Below are 26,414 nucleotides of genomic sequence, written 5' to 3' on the forward strand. Positions count from 1 at the left end.
AAGAATAAAACAAGATTCGTCTGAACGGGAAGAAAAATGCCCTGAATTCGGCTGTAAAGTGCGAAAAATAGTGAAATCTTTTGCCACTTCAGACTACGGCTAAATTCTGTACAGGGCGCTTCACTGGTAAAATGGGGTTTATTCTGTCTAACCTCTCATTTTCGAAATATTATGTCCGGTAATACTTTTGGCACCTTGTTTACTGTTACAACCTTCGGCGAATCCCACGGTCCGGCCATAGGTTGCGTGATTGATGGCTGCCCGCCGGGCATGGAATTGTCTGAGGCAGACATACAACCAGAACTTGACCGTCGTCGGCCAGGTACTTCGCGCCATGTGACCCAGCGGCAAGAGCCTGATACGGTGGAAATCCTGTCTGGTGTGTATCAGGGTAAAACCACGGGCACACCTATTGGCCTGTTGATCCGTAATCAGGATCAGCGCAGTAAGGATTACGGCAATATTACTGAAACCTTTCGCCCTGGACATGCCGATTTCACTTACTGGAATAAATATGGCATCCGCGATCCGCGTGGTGGCGGCCGCTCTTCTGCGCGCTTGACTGCGCCAGTTGTTGGTGCCGCGGCGATCGCCAAGAAATGGCTGAATCAACAATATGGGACAGTGTTCCATGGTGGTATGAGCCAGTTGGGTGAGATAGTCATCCCTTTTCAAGCCTGGGAGCATGCTGCAGCTAATCCATTCTTCGCGCCTACGACTGATGTTGCGTTAATACAGCAACTTGAAGACTATATGGATGCCTTGCGCAAGGATGGTGATTCCATCGGTGCCAAGATCGATGTGGTCGCATCCAATGTGCCAATTGGTCTGGGCGAGCCTATTTATGACAAGCTCGATGCAGAAATTGCCTACGCCATGATGGGGATTAATGCGGTCAAGGGCGTGGAGATTGGCGCCGGTTTCCGCTCAGTTGCACAACGTGGCTCTGAGCATGGCGATGAACTGACGCCTGAGGGCTTTGTCGGCAATAATGCTGGCGGCATACTGGGTGGTATTTCCACTGGTCAGGATATTACGGTTTCCATTGCCATCAAGCCTACATCTTCAATACGCACGCCAAGAAGATCGGTGGATAAAGACGGTAATCCTGTCATGGTTGAAACTTTTGGCCGACATGATCCCTGCGTTGGCATACGCGCTACCCCGATTGCAGAAGCCATGCTGGCGCTGGTTTTGATGGATCATGCCTTGCGTCACAGGGCGCAATGTGGTGACGTCAAACCGGGTAATTGATATTTGCCCATTGTTCCTGTGCCTTCTCTTCTCAAGAGTGGGGCAGGAACATGTTACACTGGCTTATGCATCTTACGGGTGCTTGCTTTTTCTGATGCCGTACTCCTTCCCCGCAGGCGCAATTCTGTGTGCCATGTCTCTGGATGTGTCCCAAAATATTCACTGGCAATTTTCCAGATTCCCATCAAAATCCAGATGAAAATTTGGCGATTTTCATCAAACCCATGCATTTATACTGAAACTTTCATGCACCAATTTGGCGTGAGGGTTGGTTTTGCGTTGCACAATTGTGGCATAATCAAATGCGAAAAAAAGATGCAGTACAGGATGTAGCAAGAACCGATGACTTATTTCCAGGCTTCAGATTATGCTTAAAACGCTTTACGATAAATTATGGGAATCCCATGTAGTCCATTCCGAAGATGATGGCACTGCAATTCTCTATATAGACCGCCATTTGTTGCATGAAGTCACCAGTCCGCAGGCCTTTGATGGCTTGAAGCTGGCTGGACGTCAACCCTGGCGCCTATCCGCCAATCTGGTGGTGGCAGATCATAATGTGCCAACCACAAACCGCATCAATGGTATTGATGACCCGATTTCCCGTCTGCAAGTTGAAACACTGGACGCGAATGCCAAAGAATATGGTTTAACCTATTTCAGCATGGCCGACAAACGCCAGGGTATCGTGCATGTCATCGGGCCTGAGCAAGGTGCAACCTTGCCAGGTATGACGGTCGTTTGCGGTGATTCACATACATCGACTCATGGTGCTTTTGCCTGCCTGGCGCATGGCATTGGTACATCTGAAGTCGAACATGTGCTGGCGACCCAAACCCTGATCGCCAAAAAATCCAAGTCCATGCTGGTGCAAGTTGATGGTGCCATGCCTGTGGGCGTGACAGCGAAGGACATCGTCCTGGCCATTATCGGCAATATAGGTACGGCAGGTGGTACGGGCTATGCAATTGAATTTGCTGGCTCGACTATCCGTGGTTTGTCCATGGAAGGACGCATGACCGTTTGTAATATGGCGATTGAAGCAGGTGCGCGCGCTGGCATGGTGGCGGTAGATCAAACTACCATCGACTACGTCAAAGGCCGCCCATTGTCGCCGGTTGGTCCGCATTGGGACAGGGCAGTTGAATACTGGAGCACCTTGCATACTGATGCGGGTGCCAAATTCGACATGGTCGTGACGCTGAATGCTGCCGAAATCAAGCCACAAGTCACCTGGGGTACTTCTCCTGAAATGGTGGTGGCGATAGATAGCCGTGTACCTGATCCTGAGCAGGAAAAAGATGCCGTTAAACGCGATGCGATAGAAAAAGCCCTGATCTACATGGCATTGCAACCAAATACTGCAATTTCTGACATCCGTATTGATAAAGTCTTTATCGGTTCCTGCACCAATTCACGCATAGAAGATTTGCGTGCTGCTGCTGCGGTGGTGCGTGGCAAGTATCGTGCATCAAACGTCAAACTGGCGATGGTCGTACCAGGTTCAGGTCTGGTAAAAGAGCAGGCCGAACGTGAAGGCCTGGATCAGATATTCAAGGCGGCCGGTTTTGAATGGCGCGAGCCAGGTTGCTCCATGTGCCTGGCCATGAATGCCGACAGGCTGGAACCGGGTGAGCGTTGCGCTTCTACCTCGAATCGTAATTTTGAAGGCCGCCAGGGGCAGGGTGGTCGTACCCACCTGGTGTCGCCTGCGATGGCAGCTGCAGCTGGTATCGCCGGACATTTTGTTGATGTACGTAACTTGAATTAATTATTGCGGAGGAAAGACATGAAAAAATTATTTGCGCTGGCGATTTGCGCTTTCATCCTGGCAGGCTGCAATACCGTTCAGGGCTTGGGTAAAGACGTTAAAAAGGCTGGCGAAGCAGTCGAAAATGCAGGCAAAAAATAAGCACCGACATGGAAAAATTTACTTTACTTGATGGTTTGGTTGCGCCCATGGACAGGGCCAACGTGGATACTGACGCTATCATCCCCAAGCAGTTTTTGAAATCCATCAAACGCAGTGGCTTTGGCCCTAATCTGTTTGATGAATGGCGTTACCTCGACCACGGTGAGCCTGGCATGGACAATAGCAAGCGTCCTGTCAATCCGGATTTTGTCCTGAATCAGGCTCGCTACCAAGGTGCATCCATCTTGCTTGCGCGTAAAAATTTTGGTTGCGGTTCTTCACGTGAGCACGCCCCCTGGGCCTTGGAGCAATTTGGTTTTCGCGCCATTATCGCGCCGAGTTTTGCAGATATATTCTTCAATAATTGCTATAAAAACGGTGTGCTGCCTATCGTATTGGGTGAAGCGCAAGTTGATGCTCTGTTCAATGAAGTCAAAGCCTTCCCTGGCTATCGTCTGATCGTTGATCTGGAACAGCAAGTCGTGCGCACCTCCAATGGCAGTGCCAGCTATGGCTTTGATGTTGATGCCTTCCGCAAATATTGCATGCTCAATGGTCTGGATGATATTGGCTTGACGCTACGTCAGGCTGACAAGATACGTGCCTTTGAAGAGCGCCATATCGCTGCGCAACCCTGGCTTGCCAATACTATCTAAGTTGCCTAAATAAGCTACCTGAATCAGCCATCTAAATTAATTTGTTGAGAATATGAAAATTGCTATTTTGCCGGGTGACGGCATAGGTCCGGAAATCGTTGAACAGGCAGTCAAGGTCTTGAACGCGCTGGGCGAGTCTTTTGAAATGGAAACTGCGCCCGTCGGTGGCGCTGGCTATGAAGCTTCTGGTCATCCTTTGCCAGAAGCGACGCTGAAACTGGCGCTGGAAGCAGATGCCATATTGTTTGGCGCAGTTGGTGACTGGAAATATGACACTCTGGATCGCCCATTACGCCCCGAACAAGCCATTTTGGGTTTGCGTAAAAACCTCAAGCTGTTCGCTAATTTGCGTCCGGCCATCATGTATCCGGAACTGGCCGGTGCTTCGACACTTAAACCGGAAGTGGTTTCTGGCCTGGATATCCTGATCATCCGTGAATTGACTGGTGATATTTATTTTGGCCAGCCACGTGGTGTGCGTGAGTGTCCTGATGGTCCGTTCAAAGGTGAGCGCGAGGGTTTTGATACCATGCGTTATGCCGAGTCAGAGATCCGTCGTATTGCCCACGTGGCTTTCCAGGCTGCGCAAAAACGCGGCAAGCGCCTGACCAGTGTAGACAAAGCCAATGTACTGGAAACTTTCCAGTTCTGGAAAGATATCGTTACTGAAGTGCATAAAGAATACCCAGACGTGGCGCTGGACCATATGTATGTTGACAATGCCGCCATGCAGTTGGTGCGCGCACCAAAGAAATTTGATGTCATCGTCACCGGCAATATGTTTGGCGACATCCTGTCTGACCAGGCATCCATGCTGACCGGTTCTATCGGCATGTTGCCATCTGCTTCACTGGATGCGAATAACAAGGGTTTGTATGAGCCTTCCCATGGTTCTGCGCCGGATATCGCTGGCAAAGGCGTGGCTAATCCTCTGGCAACCATCCTGTCCGCAGCCATGATGCTGCGTTATTCCCTGAATAAAGCGGAACAGGCTGACCGTATTGAAAATGCCGTTAAAAAAGTATTGGCGCAAGGTTTGCGTACCTCGGATATATATGAGGCAGGCACGACCAAGGTTGGTACTGCGGAGATGGGGCAGGCCGTGCTCCAGGCATTAAGTTAATTTTTGTTGATGAAGGGCAGGGACGTCCTGCAAAATTTTAGGGAAAAATGATGAAACTGGTGGGTCTGGTAGGTTGGCGCGGTATGGTGGGTTCTGTCCTGATGCAACGCATGCAGGAAGAAGGTGATTTCGATCATATTGAACCCGTGTTCTTTTCAACGTCCAATACAGGTGGCACAGCCCCTGCAATGGCAAAGAATGAAAAGACCTTGCAAGACGCAAATAATATTGATGCACTCAAGAAGTGCGAGATTATTATTACCTGCCAGGGTGGTGACTACACCAATGAGATTTACCCAAAACTGCGCGCAAGTGGCTGGAATGGTCACTGGATTGATGCTGCCTCCAGTCTGCGCATGAATGAAAATGCTGTCATCGTTCTCGATCCGGTGAATCTGCCTGTGATCAAGCAAGCTCTGGTCAATGGACAAAAAGACTGGATAGGCGGTAATTGTACAGTCAGCTGTATGCTGATGGGCGTTGGAGCTTTGTACAAGGCTGGTCTGGTGGAATGGATGAGCACGCAAACTTACCAGGCAGCTTCTGGCGGCGGTGCCCAGCATATGCGTGAATTGCTGACGCAATATGGTACTTTGAATGCAGAAGTTCGCTCCTTGCTGGATGACCCGAAAAGTGCGATTCTGGAAATCGACCGCAAAGTGATTGCCAAACAACGATCCCTGACCGCTGACGAAACAGCCAACTTTGGCGTGCCACTGGGTGGATCGCTGATCCCCTGGATCGACAAGGATCTGGGTGATGGCATGTCCAAAGAAGAATGGAAAGGCATGGCAGAAACCAACAAGATACTTGGTCAGGGCGCAGGTTTTGGTACAGCAGCTATACCAGTTGACGGTTTCTGCGTGCGTATTGGTGCCATGCGTTGCCACAGCCAGGCTTTGACATTCAAGTTGAAAAAAGATGTGCCATTGGCGGATATTGAAGCCATGATTGCTGCTGACAATGAATGGGTTAAAGTTGTACCGAATACCCGCGAAGCCAGTATTCGTGATCTGACACCAGTGGCTGTCACAGGTACTATGACAATTCCAGTCGGCCGCATTCGCAAGTTGGCCATGGGCCCGGAATATGTTGGCGCCTTCACAGTTGGTGATCAGTTATTGTGGGGAGCAGCAGAGCCGCTGCGCCGTATGTTGCGTATTTTGATTGAAACTTAATCGAAACTTGATGTTTTAAAGTAATTGTTAAAACTTGTTGTAGAATATAGGGGGGCGTTTAACGCCCCCTTGTCGTTTTTGAAACTTCAAAAAGCTACGTTGAATTTATTGACGAGCATTTAGTTTTAATTTTAATAATAAATAATTAGGATTTTGGCGATTATTTTTTCACTTGTCATTTGGCAACAACATTTATGCGATATCCTTGCACTTCGGGGTTCTTAATGTATTTACCACTGTGATAAATCGCGTTAAGCTTGCGTGGCAATGTTTGTAATGTTAATGTGAAACATTAGGACGCGTCGCTAGGCAATGTGTAAAGCGTCACCCAGCGGACTTTGTTCGCCAAAAATTCCCAATATGTCTGACAAAATGCATAATCAAAAAAAATCGTCTGTGATTACCGTGGGACGCAAGGCGTTAAGTGTAGCTGTAGCGTCTTCCTTGTTCATGTTGTCGAGCGCGCATGCTACCGGTCTCGGCAAGCTGACTGTGCTCTCCTCTCTGGGGCAACCCTTGCGCGCAGAGGTAGAATTGACTTCTCCTTCCAAGGAAGAAGTCGATTCCCTGGTGCCCAAACTGGCATCCCAGGAGGCTTTTAAGCAAGCGAACATAGACTTTAATGTCGCATTATTGTCACTGCGTTTTGCAGTGGAGCAGCGTGGAGCGAATTATGTAATCCGCATCAGCTCAGCTCAAGCCATGAACGAACCTTTCGTTGATATGTTGCTGGAGTTGAACTCTGCAAATGGCAAGCTGCTAAGAGAATACACCTTCTTGCTGGATCCTGCTGAATTGCGAAATAGTCAATCTGCGCAAGTCAGTAATCCGGTGGTTGTTGCTAACCAGCCACAAAACACATCTGCATCTAATGCAGCTAAAAATACGCGCCCAAATGCGGTTGTAACAAATCCCAATTTAAGAAACGATAGGTCGCCAGCACCAAAAAACGCTGAGGCCGGCAAAGAAATCAAATCTGCCGGCGAATATCAGGTCAGGGCTGGCGATACTTTAAGCAAGATTGCTGGTAGTTACCGTGCTGAGGGTGTTTCACTCGACCAGATGCTGGTTAGTATTTATCGCGCCAATCCGCAAGCCTTTGCTGGCAATAACATGAATCGCCTGAAATCCGGGCAGATTTTGACCGTGCCAGATGCCGATTCCGCACGGTCCAGTGTAGGCACCACGAATGAGGCACACTCTGTGGTCGTGGCTCATGCAGCTGACTTCAATTCTTATCGCAATAAACTGGCTGGTCAGGTCGCGGATGCGCCTGCAGAAAAAGCGCCATCCACCAAACAAAGTGGCGGCGGCAAAATCACGGCCAAGGTAAAAGAAGTACCGAATGCCACTACTGATTCTCCTGATAAACTGAAGTTGTCCAAAGTTGGTCCTGCTTCTGCACGCACATCAGGCAAGGGCGGCGAAGAAGACAAGCTGGCCAAAGAAAGAGCGGCGCAGGAAGCCAATTCACGCGTCAAAGAGCTTGAGAAAAACGTCAGTGATCTGAAGGGTTTGCTGGAAGCCCAGAAGATAGAAATCAAAAACAAAGAAATGGCTGCCAAGCAGGCTGAGCTGACCAAGGCAAAACCTGAAGTCAAGGCAAGTGTCCCTGCATCAGCGCCTGCGCCAGCTGTTGCCAGTGTAGCTGCACCAGTTGCTGTGCCTGCTTCAGCGCCGGTCTCAGTGCCAGCACCAGCTTCGGCTGCTGCTTCTGTGCAAGCCAGTGCGCCTGCCACTGCCAGCACGCCAGCCGTTGCTGCGTCTGCAGCATCCGTTGCTACGCCCAAACCGCCAGTCAAACGCAAGATTGTGGCGCCGCCGCCACCACCTCCACCAGAACCAAGTTTCCTGGACAGCATCTCTGACTATCTGTTGCCAGGTGGTATAGCTTTGCTTGCCATCTTGGGTGGCGTGGGTATCTGGACTAGCCAGCGCAAGAAAAAATTGCAGCAGTTTGAAGACAGTATCCTGACGGGCTCCAGCATGAAGGCCAACTCCATGTTCGGCTCTACTGGTGGTCAGAGTGTAGATACCAATAACAGCGTTTTCAACTCCAATTTTGCACCATCTGCCAGCCAGTTGGATGCCAATGAAGTTGATCCTGTCGCTGAAGCAGATGTGTATATCGCTTATGGACGTGATTCTCAGGCAGAAGAAATTCTGAAAGAGGCATTGCGTACCCAGCCAGACCGTCATGCAGTCAGGGTTAAATTGCTGGAAATTTACTTTGGTCGTAAAGATGCGAAAACCTTTGAGCGTCTGGCCAGCGAGTTGTATGGCATGACCAGCGGTGAGGGTGACGACTGGGCGCAAGCAGCTTCCATGGGTATCGTGCTGGAACCAGGCAATCCTTTATATGCCGGTGGTAAAGCCAAGGCAGATATGGCAGCTGCATCTGGTTTGGGTTCTGGTACTCAACCACTGGAAGATCTTGATCCGGAGGCTTTGCTGGCTAATTCACTGTCTCAGGACATGCTTGAAGCGATCAGCATTATCGATACAGCCCAGCGCGATGGCGGTGCCGCAAAAGCCAATGCCATTGCAGAAGAAGCTGCCATGGATGAGCATGCGCTGGATTTTGATCTGGATATTTCCGCCATCCCAGAACCTGAAGTGCCAAAAATTCCTGAGCCTGTAGCTCACGCTGCTCCTGCTGTTGAGCCAGTCGCCGCGCCAGAGGTTGATTTCGGTACGATAGATTTTGATTTTGGCACTAAAGATCCTGAACCAGTTCATGCACCTGTGATTGCGGAAGCTGCTCCTGTAAAAGCGCTTGATCCTGATGTTGAGAAATTTGAGCTCGATTTGGGTCATATCGATTTTGCATCAGACAAGCCGGCGTCAGATCCTCTGTCTTTGGATATCTTGCCACCAGACGACAAATTGGATGAAAATCTGTTGGCAGCATCTTTGGCTGGTGAAACTGCAGAATCGCCATTGCCAGAATTGACAGCCCCTAAAAAAGCTGAAGAAGATGCGATGTCAGCTTTTGAATTCGATTTGTCTGGCATTGATCTTGACCTCGAGCCGGCACCAGCACCAACTGCGCCAGCAGCACCAGCAATTGAGGAAGCTCCAGCACACAATGCTGAAATGGCAACCAAGCTTGATCTGGCAGTTGCTTATCATGAAATCGGTGATAAAGAAGGTGCCCGCGAATTACTTGATGAAGTACTCAAAGGTGGTACTTCTGATCAGGTAGAAAGAGCCAAGTCCATGATAGCCCAGATGGCTTGATGTTCTTGCGGTAGTCATGACGGGCGCAGCACATGCTGGCGCCCGTTTTGTTTTTTTGGAAATTGCATTGTGTTGAAACGATTAGTTTTAGGTGTGCAGTACGACGGTAATTCCTGGCAAGGCTGGCAAACTCAGCCTTCCGGTAATACCGTGCAAGACGCGTTGGAGCGGGCGCTGCAACAATTTACCAAAAGCGACATCAAAACTACCTGCGCAGGTCGTACTGACGCTGGTGTGCATGGGATAGAGCAGGTCGTACATTTTGACACTGAACTGGTGCGCGAATCCTATTCCTGGGTGAATGGAGTTAATGCCTTTTTACCTGCCTCCGTGGCTGTGCAGTGGGCGAAGGAGTTGCCCATGGACCCAGACTCGGAAGATAATTTTCATGCGCGCTTTAGTGCCCGCGCCCGCACTTATCATTATATTTTGCATAATGCTGCGATCCGTTCGCCCATGTGGAGTGGGCGGGCAGGGTGGACCTTTCGCCCACTTGATGTAGAGCGCATGCGTGCTGCCGCTGTTCATTTGCTGGGGGAGCATGATTTCTCCGCCTTTCGCGCTTCTGGCTGCCAGGCAAAAACCCCGGTCAAGCACATGTATGACATACAGATACGGCGTCAGGGTGAAATGATTATCTTCACCTTGCGCGCCAGCGCCTTCCTGCACCACATGGTCAGAAACATCGTTGGTTCACTGATCTTTGTCGGCACAGGCAAAAGAGAGCCGGAATGGATGGGCGAAGTCCTGTCCAGCATGAATCGTGAAATTGCCGCACCGACCTTCATGCCTGATGGTTTGTATCTTGCGCGAATTGACTATGAAGACAAATGGCGCCTGCCACAAAGAGAATTGGTGGAAACACTGGCTTTCTTGTCTTTTTTGTAGTGACTGACTGACATCATCTCGACGATTTCTCGGCTTTCCGGGGTGAAATCCGGTAAAATGGCGTTTTGCAAAACCCAAACTGAAGGCGCTCGCCTGGGGAAACTTGCCCAGCTCAGAGCGCTTTTTTTATAGCTGGTATTCGCTTCACCTTTGTTTCTTTCGTAATTTCAATGAATAACATCCGCAATTTTTCGATTATTGCCCATATTGACCATGGCAAATCCACACTGGCAGATCGTATTATCCAGCTTTGTGGCGGCCTTTCCGACCGTGAGATGGAAGCACAAGTGCTTGATTCCATGGATATTGAGCGTGAACGTGGTATCACCATCAAGGCCCAGACAGCAGCCTTGCATTACAAGGCACGCGATGGTCAGATCTATAATCTTAACCTGATCGATACGCCGGGTCACGTCGACTTCAGTTATGAAGTCAGCCGTTCCCTGTCTGCCTGCGAAGGTGCCTTGCTGGTTGTTGATGCGTCACAAGGTGTGGAAGCGCAGACAGTAGCGAACTGCTATACCGCCATTGAACTGGGTGTTGAGGTAGTGCCCGTCTTGAACAAGATTGATTTGCCATCTGCTGACCCTGACAATGCCTGCCAGGAAATCGAAGAAGTCATCGGCATAGATGCTTCAGATGCCGTCCATTGCTCCGCAAAAACTGGCCTGGGTGTTGAAGACGTACTTGAATCGCTGATCATTAAAGTACCACCACCCCAAGGTGATGCAACTGCGCCTTTGCAAGCCCTGATTGTCGACTCGTGGTTTGATAATTATGTCGGTGTTGTCATGTTGGTGCGTGTTAAGAACGGTACCTTGCGTCCTAAAGACAAGATCTTGTTCATGGCGACAGAAGCGCAGCATCTGGTTGAAAGTGTAGGTGTATTTACGCCAAAATCACTGAGCCGTACAGAGTTGTCAGCTGGTCAGGTAGGTTTTGTGATTGCCGGTATTAAAGAATTGAAGTCGGCCAAAGTTGGCGACACGATTACCGTTGCCAACAAGCCTGCTGCCGAGCCTTTGCCTGGTTTTAAAGAGGTGCAGCCGCAAGTTTTTGCCGGTTTGTTCCCGGTTGAAGCCAATCAATACGATGCCCTGCGTGATTCCCTGGAAAAGCTCAAACTCAATGACGCAGCCCTGATGTATGAGCCTGAAGTGTCACAAGCGCTGGGTTTTGGCTTCCGCTGTGGCTTCCTTGGCTTGCTGCACATGGAAATCGTCCAGGAGCGTCTGGAACGTGAATTCGACATGGACCTCATCACTACTGCACCAACGGTGGTGTATGAAGTGTTGATGGCTGACGGCAGCATCATGATGGTGGATAATCCATCCAAGATGCCAGAGCCTTCCAAGATAGAAGAAATTCGTGAGCCTATCGTTACCGTGAACCTCTACATGCCGCAAGAGTATGTAGGTTCTGTGATCACCCTGTGTACCCAGAAGCGCGGCGTACAGCTGGACATGAATTATCACGGTCGCCAGGTCAAGCTGACTTATGAAATGCCGATGGCTGAAATCGTACTGGATTTCTTCGATCGCCTGAAATCCACCTCGCGTGGTTATGCGTCCATGGACTATGAGTTCAAGGAAAACCGAGCCGCAGACGTGGTCAAGGTTGACATGTTGATCAATAGCGAAAAGGTTGATGCACTGGCGATTATCGTCCATAGAGCGAACAGCCATTTCCGTGGCCGTGCAGTAGCCGCCAAAATGCGTGAACTGATCCCACGCCAGATGTTTGACGTGGCTATCCAGGCTGCTATCGGCTCCAACATCATCTCGCGCGAAAACGTCAAAGCCTTGCGTAAAAACGTATTGGCCAAATGTTATGGCGGCGATATCAGCCGTAAGCGCAAATTGCTGGAAAAACAAAAAGCAGGTAAGAAGCGCATGAAGCAGGTGGGTTCAGTAGAGATCCCGCAAGAAGCGTTTTTGGCGATTTTACAAGTGGATGAAAAATGAGTTTTCAATCAATTTTAGGCAATTTTGCCCTGATCCTGTTTGTCTTGACCGTGGTTACTGGTGTTATCTGGTTTCTTGATGTCTTTATATTTGCCAAACAACGCCGTAAAAACGCCGACAAGGCGCTTGCTGAATACGACGCACGCAGAGCCAAGCTCACTGCTGAAGGTATCCGCCTGGAAGAAAGCACGCGCCATGACATGGAAGCTGGCTTGCTTAGGCAGCCAGTCTGGATAGAATATTCCGGCAGTTTCTTTCCAGTGATTGCATTGGTATTTTTCTTGCGCTCTTTCTTGTTCGAGCCATTTAAAATTCCTTCAAGCTCAATGTTGCCAACATTGTATGTTGGTGATTTGATACTGGTGAATAAATTTACCTACGGCATACGTTTGCCAGTGATTAATAAAAAAGTCATCCCCATCAATGATCCGCAAAGAGGCGATGTCATGGTATTTAAATACCCTGAAGATCCTAGCGTGGACTATATTAAACGTGTGGTGGGTGTGCCTGGTGATAAAATTGTGTATAAAAACAAACGTTTATCAGTGAATGGTAAAGAAGTTTCATATACGAACATGCCTGACTTCCGTGATAATCTTGATTACTTAAAGCAATACAAGGAAGACTTGACCGGCGTCAGTCACCGTATTTTGGTGAATGAGCAAAGACCTGCTTATGTTGATAATCCGCATGACTTCAAGGGCCGGGACTTGTGCTCTTATGATAATGATGGCTTTACCTGTAATGTGCCGCAAGGCCGTTACTTCATGATGGGCGATAACAGGGATAATAGTCTCGACAGCCGCTACTGGGGTTTTGTGCCAGATGAAAATATTGTCGGAAAAGCATTTTTCATCTGGATGAATTTTGGTGATATCGAACGCATTGGTAGTTTTCATTAAATTTCAGTCTTAATCAGGGAAAAATCTATGTCAAAAATTCAATACTCCACATTCAAAAAGCAACAAGGCATTACCTTGATCGGATTGATCATGGCGATTGCCGTAATCATTGTTCTTGCTATGATTGCAATGAAAGTGGTGCCTACCATGATCGAATATAATTCCATCACCAAGGCGATGAATAATGCCAAGAATGGAGCGACTCCAAGAGAGATACAGATTTCCTTTGATAAGCAAAGGGAGGTCGGTTATTTTGATGCTGTTACTGCCAAGGATCTGGTCATTGTGAAAAATAACGATGGTGGTTTTGATCTGAATTTCTCTTATTCCAAAAAAATCCCTTTAGTTGGCCCAGCCAGCATATTGATGGAGTATTCGGGCACTACTGCAAAGAATGGTGTCGTCGTTACAAAACCTGCCAGGGCAGATTAAGTTACTCGTATGAATCAACAACTATTGCAGAAAAGGCTGGGGCACCAGTTTAGCAACCCCGCTTTGTTGCAGCAGGCTTTGACGCATCGTAGTCATAGTGTTTTGCATAATGAACGTCTGGAATTTCTCGGCGATTCAGTCTTGAATTGTGTCGTCGCTTCTTTGTTGTTTGATAGTTTCGCCAATATTGATGAAGGTGATTTGTCGCGTGTCCGTGCCAATCTGGTCAAGCAACAGTCGCTGTATGAAATCGCCCAAAGAATAGAGTTGTCACAGTTCCTGCGTCTGGGCGAGGGAGAATTGAAATCCGGTGGATTCCGTCGCCCATCTATCCTGGCAGATACATTGGAAGCTTTGTTCGGTGCGATTTTCCTTGATGCCGGTTTTGATGCTGCAAGAGAAGTTATCCGTGCACTGTATGCGCCAGTGTTGGCCAGCGTTGATCCTACTACCCTGGGCAAGGATGCCAAGACTTTGTTGCAAGAATTTTTGCAAAGTAAAAAGATCGCTTTGCCGCAATACAATGTGGTGGCAACCCATGGTGCTGCACATAATCAGGAATTCGAAATTGAATGCCTGGTACCCAAGCTCGAAATCCAGGTCTTTGGTACTGGTGGTAGTCGCCGTGCCGGCGAACAGGCAGCGGCCAAGCTAGCGCTGGAGACTGCACTGGCGATGCTGGTACGTTCACCTGCAGCCAAGAAGGCCAAGCCACGTGCTTCGCAGTTAAAGCTGGCTGGCATAGCGACAGTGCAAGGTGAAGCAGTGGCAGAAACCAAGCCGCAGTCAGCCAAGCAAAAAAGCTTGCTCGATACTGAGACACCCAAAGCCGACAAGCCAAAAGCCATATCAAGCACAACCAGCACGGCTGCAGCAGACGAACTGCTGACCCATGATATTCACCCAGAGACTCACCCTAAGACTGCCTGACGACCGCATGACTGAATTAATAGACAATCCTGATTTCCGCTGTGGTTACATCGCCATCGTCGGGCGACCTAACGTCGGTAAATCGACCCTGATGAACGCCTTGATCGGTGCCAAGGTCAGCATTACCTCACGCAAGGCACAAACCACGCGTCATCGCATTACTGGCATACAAACCAAAGACAACACCCAGTTCGTATATATCGATACGCCGGGTTTCCAGACCCGCCATTCAAATGCGCTGAACCGCACGCTGAACCGTACTGTCACAACGACGCTGACAGCGGCAGACGTGATTTTGTACATCATAGAAGCGGGTACCTTTGGCCCGGCAGATCAGCAGGTTATTAATCTGCTGCCTAAAGATGTACCTTGTATCCTCGTCATCAACAAATCAGACCGCGTTAAAGACAAAGCTGTGATGATGCCGTTTGCTCAGAAAGTGGCAGTACTCCATCCTTTCGCTGCGATCGTGCCAGTATCGGCAACCTTGCGCTTCCAGTTGGAAAACCTGGAAGGTGAAATCCGCAAATACCTGCCGCTGAACCCGCCGATGTTTGGTGAAGACGATATCACTGACCGTAGCGAGAAATTCCTGGCAGCAGAAATCGTCCGCGAAAAACTGTTCCGCTTTGTGGGTGATGAACTGCCTTACACCAGCACCGTGTTGATAGAAAAGTTTGAGCAAGAAGGTAATCTGCGTCGCGTTTTCGTTGCCATCCTTGTGGACCGTGACGGTCATAAATCCATGGTCATCGGCAACAAGGGTGCGCGTCTGAAAGACATCTCCACCCAGTCACGCCAGGACATGGAAAAACTGTTTGGTGGCCCCGTATATCTGGAAATCTGGATCAAGGTCAAATCTGGCTGGGCAGACAATGAAGCCGGTTTGCGTGCCTACGGTTACGAGTAAAATCATCCATGGATGAGCAGGCAGTCGCCGTGCAGGAAGACAGCGCCGTTGCAGATGCGACTGCTGTTCCACCCGCGCCACCTGCCGTCAAAAAAACTGCTGCCCGATCACGGGTATCTAAAGCAAGCTCAGCGACCCCACGCACTATCAGCAAATCCCCTGCCAAAGACTTGCGCATACTGGAGCAACCAGGCTTTGTCCTGCATTCCTGGCCCTACAAAGAAACCAGTCTCATCATTGATGTATTGACACGTGATCATGGCCGTATCGCCCTGGTTGCCAAGGGTGCAAAGCGCCCACATTCGCAATTACGTAGTGTCTTGCAAACCTTCCAGCCCTTGCAACTGGGCTGGACAGGCAAGGGCGAAATTCGCACCCTGACGACAGCAGACTGGGTGGGTGGCATGCTGCCGCTGGAAAAATCAGCCTTGTTGTGCGGCTTCTACCTCAATGAATTACTGGTCAAGTTCCTCATGCGTGATGAAGCGCACCCGGATTTGTTTGACCTGTATGTCTCCACGCTGAACCAGCTTGCCCATGATGAACCTGCCACCATCGTCTTGCGTCGGTTTGAACTGGCATTGCTGCGTGAATCCGGCTTGCTGGGCGACCTGACACGCTGTACTCAACAGCGCGAACGTGTGCAAGCAGAGCAATTCTATGTACTCGACCCAGAACGTGGACCCAGGCCCGCAATGCCAGCTGACAGTGTGCCCAGAGTCAGTGGTAAGACTTTGCTGGCCATGCAGCGCGGCGACTATACTGAACAAAGCACGCAGTTGCAAAGCAAACTGCTGATGCGCTTTTTGCTTGCTCATCATTTGCATGGCGCAGCGCTGAATACCCGGCAAATACTGATCGATTTGCAAAATCTATGAATATCCATCAACAAAGCCAGTTGATAGAACTGGGCGTGAATATCGACCACGTCGCCACCCTGCGCAATGCGCGCGGGACGACGTACCCTGATCCTTTGCAGGCAGCTTTGCTGGCAGAAGAGGCGGGCGCAGATTGCATTACCCTGCATCTGCGTGAAGATCGTCGCCATATCCGCGATGCAGACGTAGAGCAACTGCGACCACGCCTGCTGACGCGCATGAACCTGGAAACCGCAGTCAATAATGAAATGCTGGATCTGGCTTGCCGCATCCTGCCGCAAGATGTTTGCCTGGTGCCAGAGCGCCGTGAAGAAGTCACGACTGAAGGTGGCCTTGATGTCGCCCGTGACTTTGCCAAAGTGCAAGCCGCAGTCAGGCAATTGCAGGCGGCAGGCATACGTGTGTCATTATTCATCGATGCAGATGAGCAGCAGATACAAGCTAGTTCGGAAGCTGGTGCAAGCGCCATAGAAATTCACACTGGTCGCTATGCTGAAGCGCTTGATCTGCAATTGCAGGCGCAAGAGCTGGCACGTATAGCGCAAGCTGCCATCGCAGGCATACGCCATGGTTTGAAAGTGAATGCCGGTCATGGCCTGCATTTGAACAATGCGGCTGCGATTGCCGCTATTCCAGAAATTTCAGAATTGAACATAGGCCACGCCATCGTCGCCCAGGCCCTGTTCGTAGGCTGGCAAAAAGCCATCAGCGACATGAAGGCCTTGATGGTCAAAGCACGCTTGGCGACTTTACACAGAGCAGCCTGACATGATCTACGGAATAGGCACCGACATCGTACAAATCTCGCGCATGCAAGATGCATTGGCGCGCAACGGTGAACGCTTTGCTGAAAAAATCCTGGGGGCAGAAGAATTGGCCATTTACCACGAACGCAAAACCTTGGTGGAGGCACGCGGCCTGCGTTATCTGGCTACCCGCTTTGCCGCAAAAGAAGCTTTTTCCAAAGCCGTAGGCATGGGTATGCGTGACCCCATGAACTGGCATGCCATGCAAACGCTTAATAACGACCAAGGCCAGCCTGTCGTGCAGGCTAATGGCAATATGCTGCAATGGATGCAGGAGCGCGGTCTGCAGGCGCGTATCTCGGTCAGTGACGAAACTGATTACGCTATTGCCTTTGTCATCGTTGAAGTTGAACAATCCCTGCTAAAGTAGCGACTTCTACCTACTACCAGCGCCGCAGATTGATTGCATCATGACTGAACCAAATATCTCAGAAGCACGCCAGCAGGTGCTCGATCTGGTTGCCAAATTACCCAACCTGCCGGGTGTGTACCGCTATTTTGATAGCAATGACCAGGTGCTGTACGTCGGCAAAGCGCGTGATTTAAAAAAACGCGTCTCCAGCTATTTTCTCAAAAACCTCTCCAGCCCGCGTATCGCGATGATGGTAGAGAAAATCGCCAAGCTTGAAACCACAGTCACCCGCAGTGAAGCCGAAGCACTGATCCTTGAAAACAACCTCATCAAGGCATTAAAGCCGCGCTATAACATTCTGTTTCGTGATGACAAGTCTTACCCTTATCTGAAAATCACCACAGAAAAGACGCCACGCATGATGTATTACCGTGGCGCGATCGATAAAAAACATCAGTACTTCGGGCCATTTCCGTCAGGGTGGGCAGTCAAGGAATCGATGCAGATTTTGCAGAAAGTCTTTTTGCTGCGCAGTTGCGAAGACAGCGTGTTCGCCAACCGCACCCGCCCATGTCTCTTGCACCAGATCGGTCGATGCAGCGCACCTTGCGTCAAGATTATTGCGCCAGAAGATTACCAGCAAGACGTCAATAATGCGGCTGACTTTTTGCGTGGTCGCCAGCTTGAAGTCATGCAGACCCTGGAAAAAAAGATGCTCGATTTTTCCATGGAGCTCAAATTCGAGCAGGCTGCAGCAGTGCGCAATCAAATGCAGGCCCTGTCCAAAGTCTTGCATCAGCAAAGCATGGAAACCGCAGGCGATGTCGATATCGACATCCTCGCCGTGGTAGTGGAGGGTGGTCGCGCCTGCGTCAACCTGGCCATGGTCAGGGGTGGGCGGCATCTGGGTGATCGGGCTTATTTTCCCACTCATGTCGATGATGCCCTCAGCGTCGCAGAAAATGAAATCGAAGTAGAGGTCATCTCTGCATTTTTGGCGCAACATTATGTCGATCAATTCATCCCGTCCACGCTGGTCATGAATGTGGAACTGGATGCGCCCGACCTCATGCTTGCATTGGCCGAGCAATGCGGCCATCGCATTCATCTATCCTTCCAGCCGCAAGAGCAGCGCCGCGCCTGGCTGGACATGGCGGTCAAAGGTGCCAGGCTGGCGTTGGCGCGCATGCTCTCTGAGCAGGGCTCACAACAGGCCCGTACCCGCGCCCTGGCAACCGTGCTGGAGCTGGAAGTGGAAAATCTCGAAGAGTTGCGGGTCGAATGTTTTGACATCAGCCACACTCAGGGCGAAGCCACCCAGGCATCTTGCGTGGTGTTCCATCATCACGCCATGCAAAACGGCGAATACCGCCGCTTCAACATCAAGGATATTACCGGGGGCGATGATTATGCCGCGATGCGCCAGGTATTGTTTCGCCGATATGAAAAAGTCGCCAGTGGTGATGCAAGCGGCGATCAGACTAATGAGCGCCGCATGCCAGACATCGTCCTCATCGACGGTGGCAAAGGCCAGGTCGAAATTGCCAGGCAAGTCTTTGTCGAATTAGGCCTCGATATCAGCCTCATCGTCGGTGTCGCCAAAGGCGAGGGGCGCAAGGTCGGTCTCGAAACCCTGGTGTTTGTCGATGGCCGTGCAGCGAAGGAGTTGGGCAAGGAGTCTGCCGCCCTCATGCTGATCGCCCACATCCGCGATGAAGCCCACCGCTTTGCCATCACAGGCATGCGTGCCAAGCGCGACAAGGCCAGACAGACCTCGCAGCTGGAAGAGATAGAGGGCATAGGCCCCAAGCGCCGCCAGCGCTTGCTGGTGCGTTTTGGTGGTTTAAAAGGCGTCAGCGATGCCAGCGTCGCCGATTTGGCCAGTGTCGAAGGCATTTCTCGCCAATTGGCAGAAGAAATTTACAAGCGGCTGCGATAGGGAAATATAATTGCGTCAAACGCTGGCATTGTAGCCAGCCTGCCTGATGCATAAACCGAATAAAAACCACAACAACATGCCTTTCAATTTTCCTATCCTGCTGACCTGGTTACGTGTTGCGCTGATACCGCTGGTAGTTGGTGTTTTTTATCTGCCCGACCTCTGGTTAAGTCCCTTTGAAAAAGGACTGGCATCTACCACGATTTTTATCGTCGCCGCAGTCACCGACTGGTTTGATGGTTTCCTGGCACGCAGGTGGAACCAGACATCCTCATTCGGTGCCTTCCTCGACCCTGTGGCCGACAAACTCATGGTCGCCGGTGCCTTGCTGGTGCTGGTGCAGCTTGATCGCGTCAACGCCGTCATCGCCTTCGTTATCATTGGTCGTGAAATCACCATCTCTGCCTTGCGCGAATGGATGGCGCTGATCGGTGCTTCCAAATCAGTGGCTGTCAGCTCTTTGGGCAAGATCAAGACCGCTGCGCAAATGATCGCCATCCCCATGCTGTTGTATTACGACATGCTGTTTGGCATGATAGACACCAAGCTGCTGGGCTCATGGTTGTTGTTGATTGCTGCCATCCTGACAGTCTGGTCCATGTTCTATTACCTGCGCAAAGCATGGCCTTTGATCAAGGAAACTACTGATAAAATGGGATAAGCGTGGAGTAATCGCGGAATGATCTTCGAATGGGTAGTTGACACAATGGCTGGATGATATATAATTCTGGTCTTCGCAATGCGGGAGTAGCTCAGTTGGTAGAGCGCAACCTTGCCAAGGTTGAGGTCGAGAGTTCGAGACTCTTCTCCCGCTCCAAAGTTTTTGGAACGGCAGCGAAAAGCAGTAAAGCAAGTCAGTAATAAAAATGCGGGAGTAGCTCAGTTGGTAGAGCGCAACCTTGCCAAGGTTGAGGTCGAGAGTTCGAGACTCTTCTCCCGCTCCAAAATGGCGTAGTACCTGAAGTATCAGCAGTACATCTGCGGGAGTAGCTCAGTTGGTAGAGCGCAACCTTGCCAAGGTTGAGGTCGAGAGTTCGAGACTCTTCTCCCGCTCCAGATTCTGAAGGGAAGCAAGGCTTCCCTTTTTTGTTCAAGTTGCACCGCATTTCAGCGATCATCAAGCGTGATAACATCACTCAAGACAAGACGCAGAGATAGCACCCCTGGCGGGGTAGCAAAGTGGTTATGCAGCGGCCTGCAAAGCCGTAGACGCCGGTTCGATCCCGACCCCCGCCTCCAAATACAAAAAGCGCTTTAGAGCGCTTTTTTTCCAGAACCCGACTTAGCGTTTCGCTAAGCAGGTTGTAGTAGTGGGCCCGAGTGGTGAAACTGGTAGACACATCGGACTTAAAATCCGCCGCTTCGTTAATAGCGGGCGTGCCGGTTCGATTCCGGCCTCGGGCACCACGTACTTACATCGCATATCCTCATAAAACCCTGTAAAGCCAATGAAATCAAGGCTCTGCTTTTTTTGGTGGAATATCATGCCTACTTTAAGTGTGGTTTTTTCCTTGGCCCTTCATATAATGTAATATATCTTGATAATTGAAAGATTGGACGGGGGCTAAGTGATGTGACTAGTCAGCAATAAAAAAAACCCGCTAAGACGCGGGTTAGAAAATATTAATTGGGAAGGTAGTTAGGATGTTAACTAGCAGTAGCCAATTGAGATTCATCCACTAGTCTGACTACTGTGCCAGGTGCAATGTCGAATAATGTTTGGAAAGTGTTAGGCCCGAGAATTTCTAATGCTTGCGCTAAAAATTCATTATGCTTTGCATTTAATTCGTCTGCATTTAAGGATTGAACTTTTTTGGAATCAATATTTTCGGAGAGCGTTGTCAGGTGGCTGCGCTGCGTACGACGTAACTCAAGCAGCTTAGATAATTTTCGTTCGTTAGCCTTACCAGCCAATACGGCGCGTGCGCGTAACTCGAATGTGTCAATACGTCGGTCCATTTGAACCTCCTTAGTGCTAATGAAACCCATGTGCCCTGTCAAATCCGTTCTATAACTATTAGGATTTGTACTGCAGCCAGAATATTTACTATTCCAAAACTTATCTTCCTCAAGGCCATAGTCCCCGAATAAAAAAGAAGATGTAATATATCCACGTACTTTGGAAACAATCAATTTACTTGTTGTCGCAGCCAGTATTTGATTTGTTAGTTGATGACAGACTCCATCAATTCCATAGTTATAAATTGTACCCCTTGCCCGAAGCTCAGCTTTTGACGCGATGTTGGGCTTACAAAGACATGTGGCTAAAGAAAGCGCACCTTGTTCTGCACAAACCAATCCGTCAGGCAACGAGGGTGTCAATCCAAGTATATGATAGTCACCCCAGCTATACCAATAGTTTTTACCATTGGCAACAACCTCAACAATATTGTTATATTTATGTACCCGATTGTCAAAATCCGTAACCCAAGTGTGATCCATAGGGGATTCACTAAAGAATGCTGGCTTTGCCCAAGCATAGAGGGTCGACATAAATAACCTTTGCTTAAATTTAAGCTTTGAGAGTTCGTGTAAAGAAAAATTATGTTTATCTGATTTTCATTGTTTTTTTGGTAATATTTTTGTTAAATTATTTTGAGAGGATGTTTCTATATTTGTCTGTTGTACAGGTATTGAAGGCTTAACAATATTGGTAATTGCGACCAAAATGCCGCCGAAGCCGAATAGTAAACCAACAACTGTGGCGATAAACCATCGTGTTACACTGGTTTCAACAGCCTTTATTTCGTTTTTTGCTTCGGAAATGTCAGCTTTTAACTGAGTTGCAAAATTATTAATGTCACTCTTTAAATCTAATTTCAATTCAGAAATATCAAGTTTCGTTCCATAATTTGATCGAATAACTGCTACATCCGCTTTAACGATGGACATGTCATTTTCTAATTGATCAATTCTCTTTTCCATATCTTCATCTTCTGACTGATTAGTGCCGTTGTCAACGGGGGGAAGAGTTGGCGGGATATTGTCGGCCATAGCATTTTGAAGCTCTTGCTCATAAGAAAAGCGTGCAAGCTGCGTCACAACACGATCAATGAGGTGCCATTTCCGTTCATTTTTGATGCGCATCAACTGTGGTCCGAGCAAATTCAGAAATGACGCAATTCCGTGACGCGATCCAATCTCCGTTGTTGTCGCATACAGAAAGGGAATTTCCAGGTTTTGTGCACCTTCAATTCTTAATGCCTCAGATTTCTGCTTTATCCACTCAAGTTTGAAAGTCGCATCCTTACTTAGCTCATCAGACACTTCTGCTAAAAAAGACAATCTCTTTATTGCCTTTTCCAAATGCTGAAACACCGGATGAGATTTATCGCTAATTTGAAGAGCGCGTCTATAGTTGCCGCCTAAAATATTTGAAAGGGCTGTAAGCTCTAAGGTGTTTGCTGAAAAATCATCGTCAAATTTTTCTATATCAAATGCCTTGTTGAACTTCATGACTAGTGAATTCAACTTGACCACGTCTTGCATAAAGCCAGACAACTCTATCTCTATATCCCAGTTAATTTGCGCAGCAGTCATAAAGTAAATTTGATTAGAAAATCATTCTTGTCATTACGGGCTTTCGCGATTTCCATTTATATATTATCGTCAAGTTTTCAAGAATATATGCGGCACGCTCAAAGCGTTTTCGAATTTGACTCTGTGAAACAATGAACGGCTGAAGATCATCAAATGAATGCGCAATTCAAATTTGAGCTCTCGGTCACGGCGAGGGTAACTGTTTATCTTGATATAGTGTACCGATTTTCAAAGCTTCATCTTTGCCGCCAGGAAGTAGGCCGCGTTGAGTTAGATACGGTATGCCGTTTTCTAAAACACCCATTTCGATTCCATTAATGTCTTTTTGGACTTCAATGCCTAAATCGAGAGGAATTTGCTTCGGGATGGCCTGAACGGCATTATTCATGAATAACTCCTTGTTTCTACTGGCCTTTAATTGGCCTATAACTGAGATTAAATTATCAAATTATGTAGATAATAATGACATGGAATTGTCATGATAAAGAGTTATTTATTATAATTTAACTTATTTTCCTGAGTGTAATTGTGTTTTGCTGAATTTTTTTGTCAAATCCGCAGTTAAACTTTACTGAATATTTTTGGCAAATTTTGCTGTTATGACAAGTGAAGCGGTACTTGAATGGCGTCTTCGCTTTTATATTTCATTTCACCAACTGCACCATTAAGATAAGCACGGCGTTTTAATGAGCTGGACTGTTGGTGGCCGTATCCCTTATAAGAAACCACCTTGCCCGTATCCGCATAAATGGCGTCTCCACTAAGCGATACAACCACCACCCACCAAAGACCCCGCTGCAGTCACCAGAACAATAGTCAACGGCAAGGTCGCATCTATGTGTCGCTTGGCTAACTGCTCATCAATCAGCATGAATACAGGCTTATGCACCAGATAGAAAGCATGCGACCACAACACTAGTTGCGCGGCACCCGGCAGGCGAGGCGCAGATAGCTGGTGGGACTCAGCGTCACCAGGATGGCAATGTGTGAGATCCCAGTGAGTTGCCGATACGCGCGCTGAGGTTGATCGTCAGCCTGCAGTTTCTCTGACTTTTTTATGCGAATGCATTACAGTAAGCGTTTTTAACATAACGTATAAGTCAGCCTTTTTATGTCCGAGCGAGTCAAAGTTGGTGATGTGTATCTTGAATTACCCAAGGGGTTTCCGAAAGCACCAATACGCACATTGGCAGAGAAGCCCGAAAAACCAGATACTCTTGAAGTTCCTGCCTTTGTGCATATCCGTAATGATCCCGTTCAAGATTACCTTGACGGATCAAACCGGACATCACCCATTGAAAAAACCAATCAAGTTTCAGCAAAAGCTCCAGATCTCATGGCAGAGTGGATTGCATTTTGCGGCGAGAAAAGTCGTCTTCCTGGATACTGGCTTCAATATCAAAAACAGGAGTCGAAGGACTGTGGCTACAATGTATATGCATCGCTGTTTGGGCTTCAGTGGTTCTTTGTAAATAAAATGTATGTCAATGGAATTATCTCGTTACTTGTTGAGTTCGGACCTTTATTTGTATTCCTGGTCGCAGCTTCATCCTTGAATAATGACCATTGGATCAATGACAGGGCAGGCATGGCAATGCTTCTCTGTGCTAGTTTACTAATGCGTATCGCAATTGGATTCTGGGCAAATATAGCCATTTACAAACGCGCAAATGCAGAGATATCAAGAATTCGTGCTTTTAATCTGGATTCTGAAATGCACCTGTCACTTATTCGCAGTGCTGGAGCTCCGGCTTTAATGCCCGTCATATTACTTAACGTCTGCGTTGTAATCATTAAAGTGATGAGTTTGCGCCCGTAGTTAAAGAAATGCCGAACGGATTGAAATAAATAGAGTGTCACAAATGCTGCGTGTGGGCAATTCAGGACGATCTTGAGTATCATCCTTCAAACCTATCGCAGGCCGACTGCATGGTTTGGTTTGAGGGGGCTTCTGATGGAATTTATTTGAATCATTTACTTTTTTGCGATTTCATTGTGTTTTATGAAATTAACATTACACTATGTGACGAGTGAATCTGAGTCGCAGCGAAAAAGGAGACTGACATGGAATCTATGTATGAAGTTCTGGCATTAAATTTTAAATCCTCGACCGATGACAAAAAAAATGCGGTAACGATTCACATGAAAAGCGGAATATCCCATTTCGGCTATGTCAAGGAGATAAGTGATATTTCCAAAATAGTGAAAATTCGGATAGTTAATCCGAGTGGGAAATCATTTCAAGATGCCTACCTTGACATCAGCAGTATTGAATCTATTTTAGCCACATCTGTTTAACCGATATCGCGGTGAGAGTGTGTGGCTATCCGGCTCTAGGGAAGGCGAAAGCAAGTTTCTTAGGCCTCAAAAGTCGGTCATTTTTACGAATAGCAAGACTCGACGAATATCGATCAGTCTATCTATCTGACGTAGGCCTTCCCGCTCTAATTTGTGTAATTCTCGGTTTGCATATCCGTTTTCCGGATCCTAAAATGATTTGCGCGATAGGGATTTAACAAGCCTTTCGTTGTGCCGAACTCCCCACTTTTAGGAGCATGTGATGAACGTCAAGAAATCTGCATTACTGTCTTCGCTGGCAATACTAGCCCTGTGTTTTTCATCTTCGGCATTTGCAGAGCTCTGTACGGTGGGGCGAGCGACACAGGTGTTGTGGAAAGGTGATTGGTACAAGGCAACGATTACCGAGGCTTCGTCTGATAAGTGCAAGATTACTTATGTCGGTTATACCGCCGACGATGATGAATGGGTGGGGCCAGAGAGGCTCAAAATCAAGATATTGTGGAAGGGCGACTGGTATCCAGGCCGTGTTATAAAGAGGGAAGGTACCAACTATCTCATAGGCTATGATGGCTACACAAGTGATGACAATGAGATTGTTCCTCTGTCACGCATACAGGTACGCTAGTTTTACCATTGCCGATAACATGATTCAATTTACTTGAGCCTGCTGACTTGGGCCCGGAAACCATTTTGTCCGTATTTGCATGACCTCAGATAATCAGGCGTTTAAGCGTGCTAAGACTTGTGCTTTAGTCTATGTAACTGCGATCGCTTCAATCTCCAGCAGCCAGGCTCCTTCGTAAATGAGCCTGTAAATGCCCGCAATGATAATTGTCATCGCTGGTGGTACCGCATTCTTGCCAAGGACCTCAGCCCTTGCTTCGTAGTCAACTGCACTTTTGTTGGAAACCACTTTGCACGTATTTGCATAAATGGCGTTTCCACCAAGCGGTACAACAACCTGCCTCCGAATATCCCTTCAGCGGGGAACAGGTCAATAGTCAGCGGCGCATTCGCATCTATGTGCCGTTTGCCCAATTGTTCAGCATGAACACAGGTTTATGTACCAGATAGACCGCATATGACTTCAGCGCCAGTTGGCTGGCACCGGGTATTTGCTCCAGTCTGCCAAGAATGCTGTGTCGATTTTGCACCGTGTGCAAAATTGCAGTAGTGGTAATTTGAATACGATTTTTAAAGTAAAAATTG

General features: G+C 48.4%; 25 protein-coding genes and 5 tRNA genes. 26 read left to right on the forward strand and 4 right to left on the reverse strand.

Annotated elements, in window-relative coordinates:
* Positions 1-171: 171 nt before the first annotated feature.
* From aroC to ACO0LD_RS16125, 23 genes are all read left to right on the forward strand, one after another.
* Complete coding sequence (aroC, locus tag ACO0LD_RS16015) at positions 172-1,254, forward strand: chorismate synthase (protein ID WP_423008514.1); 1,083 nt, start codon at positions 172-174, stop codon at positions 1,252-1,254.
* Positions 1,255-1,621: 367 nt separating this feature from the next.
* Entirely contained in the window at positions 1,622-3,025 is a 1,404-nt protein-coding gene (leuC, locus tag ACO0LD_RS16020) for a 3-isopropylmalate dehydratase large subunit (RefSeq protein ID WP_423008516.1), read from the forward strand.
* 18 nt (positions 3,026-3,043) lie between these two features.
* The gene (locus ACO0LD_RS16025) at positions 3,044-3,166 is read left to right on the forward strand and encodes an entericidin A/B family lipoprotein (RefSeq protein WP_186945679.1); all 123 of its coding nucleotides are present in this window, start codon (positions 3,044-3,046) and stop codon (positions 3,164-3,166) included.
* 8 nt (positions 3,167-3,174) lie between these two features.
* On the forward strand, positions 3,175-3,822 hold the full coding sequence (leuD, locus tag ACO0LD_RS16030) for a 3-isopropylmalate dehydratase small subunit (RefSeq protein ID WP_423008519.1): 648 nt from the start codon (positions 3,175-3,177) through the stop codon (positions 3,820-3,822).
* Positions 3,823-3,874: 52 nt separating this feature from the next.
* Entirely contained in the window at positions 3,875-4,945 is a 1,071-nt protein-coding gene (gene leuB, locus ACO0LD_RS16035) for a 3-isopropylmalate dehydrogenase (protein ID WP_423008521.1), read from the forward strand.
* Positions 4,946-4,992: 47 nt separating this feature from the next.
* Positions 4,993-6,123: an aspartate-semialdehyde dehydrogenase gene (gene asd, locus ACO0LD_RS16040; RefSeq protein ID WP_423008523.1), complete on the forward strand. Its 1,131-nt coding sequence runs from the start codon at positions 4,993-4,995 to the stop codon at positions 6,121-6,123.
* Between the two features lie 372 nt (positions 6,124-6,495).
* Entirely contained in the window at positions 6,496-9,363 is a 2,868-nt protein-coding gene (locus tag ACO0LD_RS16045) for a FimV/HubP family polar landmark protein (RefSeq protein ID WP_423008525.1), read from the forward strand.
* A 72-nt stretch (positions 9,364-9,435) separates the two neighbouring features.
* Positions 9,436-10,251 carry a tRNA pseudouridine(38-40) synthase TruA gene (truA, locus tag ACO0LD_RS16050; protein ID WP_423008843.1) on the forward strand — a complete coding sequence of 272 codons (816 nt, stop codon included), beginning with the start codon at positions 9,436-9,438 and terminating at the stop codon, positions 10,249-10,251.
* Between the two features lie 170 nt (positions 10,252-10,421).
* Positions 10,422-12,215, forward strand: a complete 1,794-nt coding sequence (gene lepA / locus ACO0LD_RS16055; RefSeq protein ID WP_423008527.1) for a translation elongation factor 4 — start codon at positions 10,422-10,424, stop codon at positions 12,213-12,215.
* Positions 12,212-13,117, forward strand: coding sequence for a signal peptidase I (gene lepB / locus ACO0LD_RS16060; RefSeq protein ID WP_423008529.1), 906 nt, complete (start codon positions 12,212-12,214; stop codon positions 13,115-13,117). The genes lepA and lepB overlap by 4 nt, the downstream gene beginning before the upstream one ends.
* Before the next feature lie 27 nt (positions 13,118-13,144).
* Entirely contained in the window at positions 13,145-13,549 is a 405-nt protein-coding gene (locus tag ACO0LD_RS16065; protein WP_423008531.1) for a DUF4845 domain-containing protein, read from the forward strand.
* Between the two features lie 9 nt (positions 13,550-13,558).
* Positions 13,559-14,479 carry a ribonuclease III gene (rnc, locus tag ACO0LD_RS16070; protein WP_423008533.1) on the forward strand — a complete coding sequence of 307 codons (921 nt, stop codon included), beginning with the start codon at positions 13,559-13,561 and terminating at the stop codon, positions 14,477-14,479.
* A gap of 7 nt (positions 14,480-14,486) precedes the next feature.
* On the forward strand, positions 14,487-15,389 hold the full coding sequence (gene era / locus ACO0LD_RS16075; RefSeq protein WP_305258493.1) for a GTPase Era: 903 nt from the start codon (positions 14,487-14,489) through the stop codon (positions 15,387-15,389).
* Positions 15,390-15,397: 8 nt separating this feature from the next.
* Entirely contained in the window at positions 15,398-16,267 is an 870-nt protein-coding gene (gene recO, locus ACO0LD_RS16080) for a DNA repair protein RecO (protein ID WP_423008536.1), read from the forward strand.
* On the forward strand, positions 16,264-17,034 hold the full coding sequence (pdxJ, locus tag ACO0LD_RS16085; RefSeq protein ID WP_423008538.1) for a pyridoxine 5'-phosphate synthase: 771 nt from the start codon (positions 16,264-16,266) through the stop codon (positions 17,032-17,034). The genes recO and pdxJ overlap by 4 nt, the downstream gene beginning before the upstream one ends.
* A 1-nt stretch (position 17,035) precedes the next feature.
* Positions 17,036-17,443, forward strand: coding sequence for a holo-ACP synthase (acpS, locus tag ACO0LD_RS16090; protein ID WP_423008540.1), 408 nt, complete (start codon positions 17,036-17,038; stop codon positions 17,441-17,443).
* Positions 17,444-17,483: 40 nt separating this feature from the next.
* Positions 17,484-19,364, forward strand: coding sequence for an excinuclease ABC subunit UvrC (gene uvrC / locus ACO0LD_RS16095; protein ID WP_423008542.1), 1,881 nt, complete (start codon positions 17,484-17,486; stop codon positions 19,362-19,364).
* Positions 19,365-19,440: 76 nt separating this feature from the next.
* Positions 19,441-20,025: a CDP-diacylglycerol--glycerol-3-phosphate 3-phosphatidyltransferase gene (gene pgsA / locus ACO0LD_RS16100; RefSeq protein WP_423008544.1), complete on the forward strand. Its 585-nt coding sequence runs from the start codon at positions 19,441-19,443 to the stop codon at positions 20,023-20,025.
* Positions 20,026-20,105: 80 nt separating this feature from the next.
* Positions 20,106-20,181 (forward strand) — tRNA-Gly (locus tag ACO0LD_RS16105).
* A gap of 51 nt (positions 20,182-20,232) precedes the next feature.
* A tRNA-Gly gene (locus ACO0LD_RS16110) sits at positions 20,233-20,308 on the forward strand.
* A 36-nt stretch (positions 20,309-20,344) separates the two neighbouring features.
* Positions 20,345-20,420 (forward strand) — tRNA-Gly (locus tag ACO0LD_RS16115).
* Positions 20,421-20,529: 109 nt separating this feature from the next.
* Positions 20,530-20,603: transfer RNA gene (locus ACO0LD_RS16120), tRNA-Cys, on the forward strand.
* Positions 20,604-20,678: 75 nt separating this feature from the next.
* Positions 20,679-20,771: transfer RNA gene (locus ACO0LD_RS16125), tRNA-Leu, on the forward strand.
* A 240-nt stretch (positions 20,772-21,011) separates the two neighbouring features.
* Here the strand turns inward: ACO0LD_RS16125 and ACO0LD_RS16130 are convergent.
* The 4 genes from ACO0LD_RS16130 to ACO0LD_RS16145 all read right to left on the reverse strand — a co-directional run bounded on the left by ACO0LD_RS16130 (position 21,012) and on the right by ACO0LD_RS16145 (position 23,817).
* Positions 21,012-21,857 (reverse strand): hypothetical protein, encoded by an 846-nt coding sequence (locus ACO0LD_RS16130; RefSeq protein WP_423008546.1) that lies wholly within the window; start codon positions 21,855-21,857, stop codon positions 21,012-21,014.
* Between the two features lie 66 nt (positions 21,858-21,923).
* Positions 21,924-22,904, reverse strand: coding sequence for a hypothetical protein (locus tag ACO0LD_RS16135; RefSeq protein ID WP_423008548.1), 981 nt, complete (start codon positions 22,902-22,904; stop codon positions 21,924-21,926).
* 184 nt (positions 22,905-23,088) lie between these two features.
* Positions 23,089-23,292 carry a hypothetical protein gene (locus tag ACO0LD_RS16140; protein WP_423008549.1) on the reverse strand — a complete coding sequence of 68 codons (204 nt, stop codon included), beginning with the start codon at positions 23,290-23,292 and terminating at the stop codon, positions 23,089-23,091.
* Between the two features lie 372 nt (positions 23,293-23,664).
* Entirely contained in the window at positions 23,665-23,817 is a 153-nt protein-coding gene (locus ACO0LD_RS16145; protein ID WP_423008551.1) for a hypothetical protein, read from the reverse strand.
* A 198-nt stretch (positions 23,818-24,015) separates the two neighbouring features.
* Between ACO0LD_RS16145 and ACO0LD_RS16150 the strand changes: the two genes are divergently transcribed.
* From ACO0LD_RS16150 to ACO0LD_RS16160, 3 genes are all read left to right on the forward strand, one after another.
* Positions 24,016-24,723 (forward strand): DUF2628 domain-containing protein, encoded by a 708-nt coding sequence (locus tag ACO0LD_RS16150; RefSeq protein ID WP_423008553.1) that lies wholly within the window; start codon positions 24,016-24,018, stop codon positions 24,721-24,723.
* 245 nt (positions 24,724-24,968) lie between these two features.
* A complete protein-coding gene (locus ACO0LD_RS16155; RefSeq protein WP_423008555.1) occupies positions 24,969-25,202 on the forward strand; it encodes a hypothetical protein in 234 nt (77 codons plus the stop codon).
* A 262-nt stretch (positions 25,203-25,464) separates the two neighbouring features.
* Entirely contained in the window at positions 25,465-25,830 is a 366-nt protein-coding gene (locus ACO0LD_RS16160) for an agenet domain-containing protein (RefSeq protein ID WP_423008557.1), read from the forward strand.
* Positions 25,831-26,414 lie beyond the last annotated feature (584 nt).

The organism is Undibacterium sp. Ji83W, from assembly GCF_049340385.1.
In the GTDB taxonomy this organism is placed as follows: Bacteria; Pseudomonadota; Gammaproteobacteria; order Burkholderiales; family Burkholderiaceae_D; genus Undibacterium.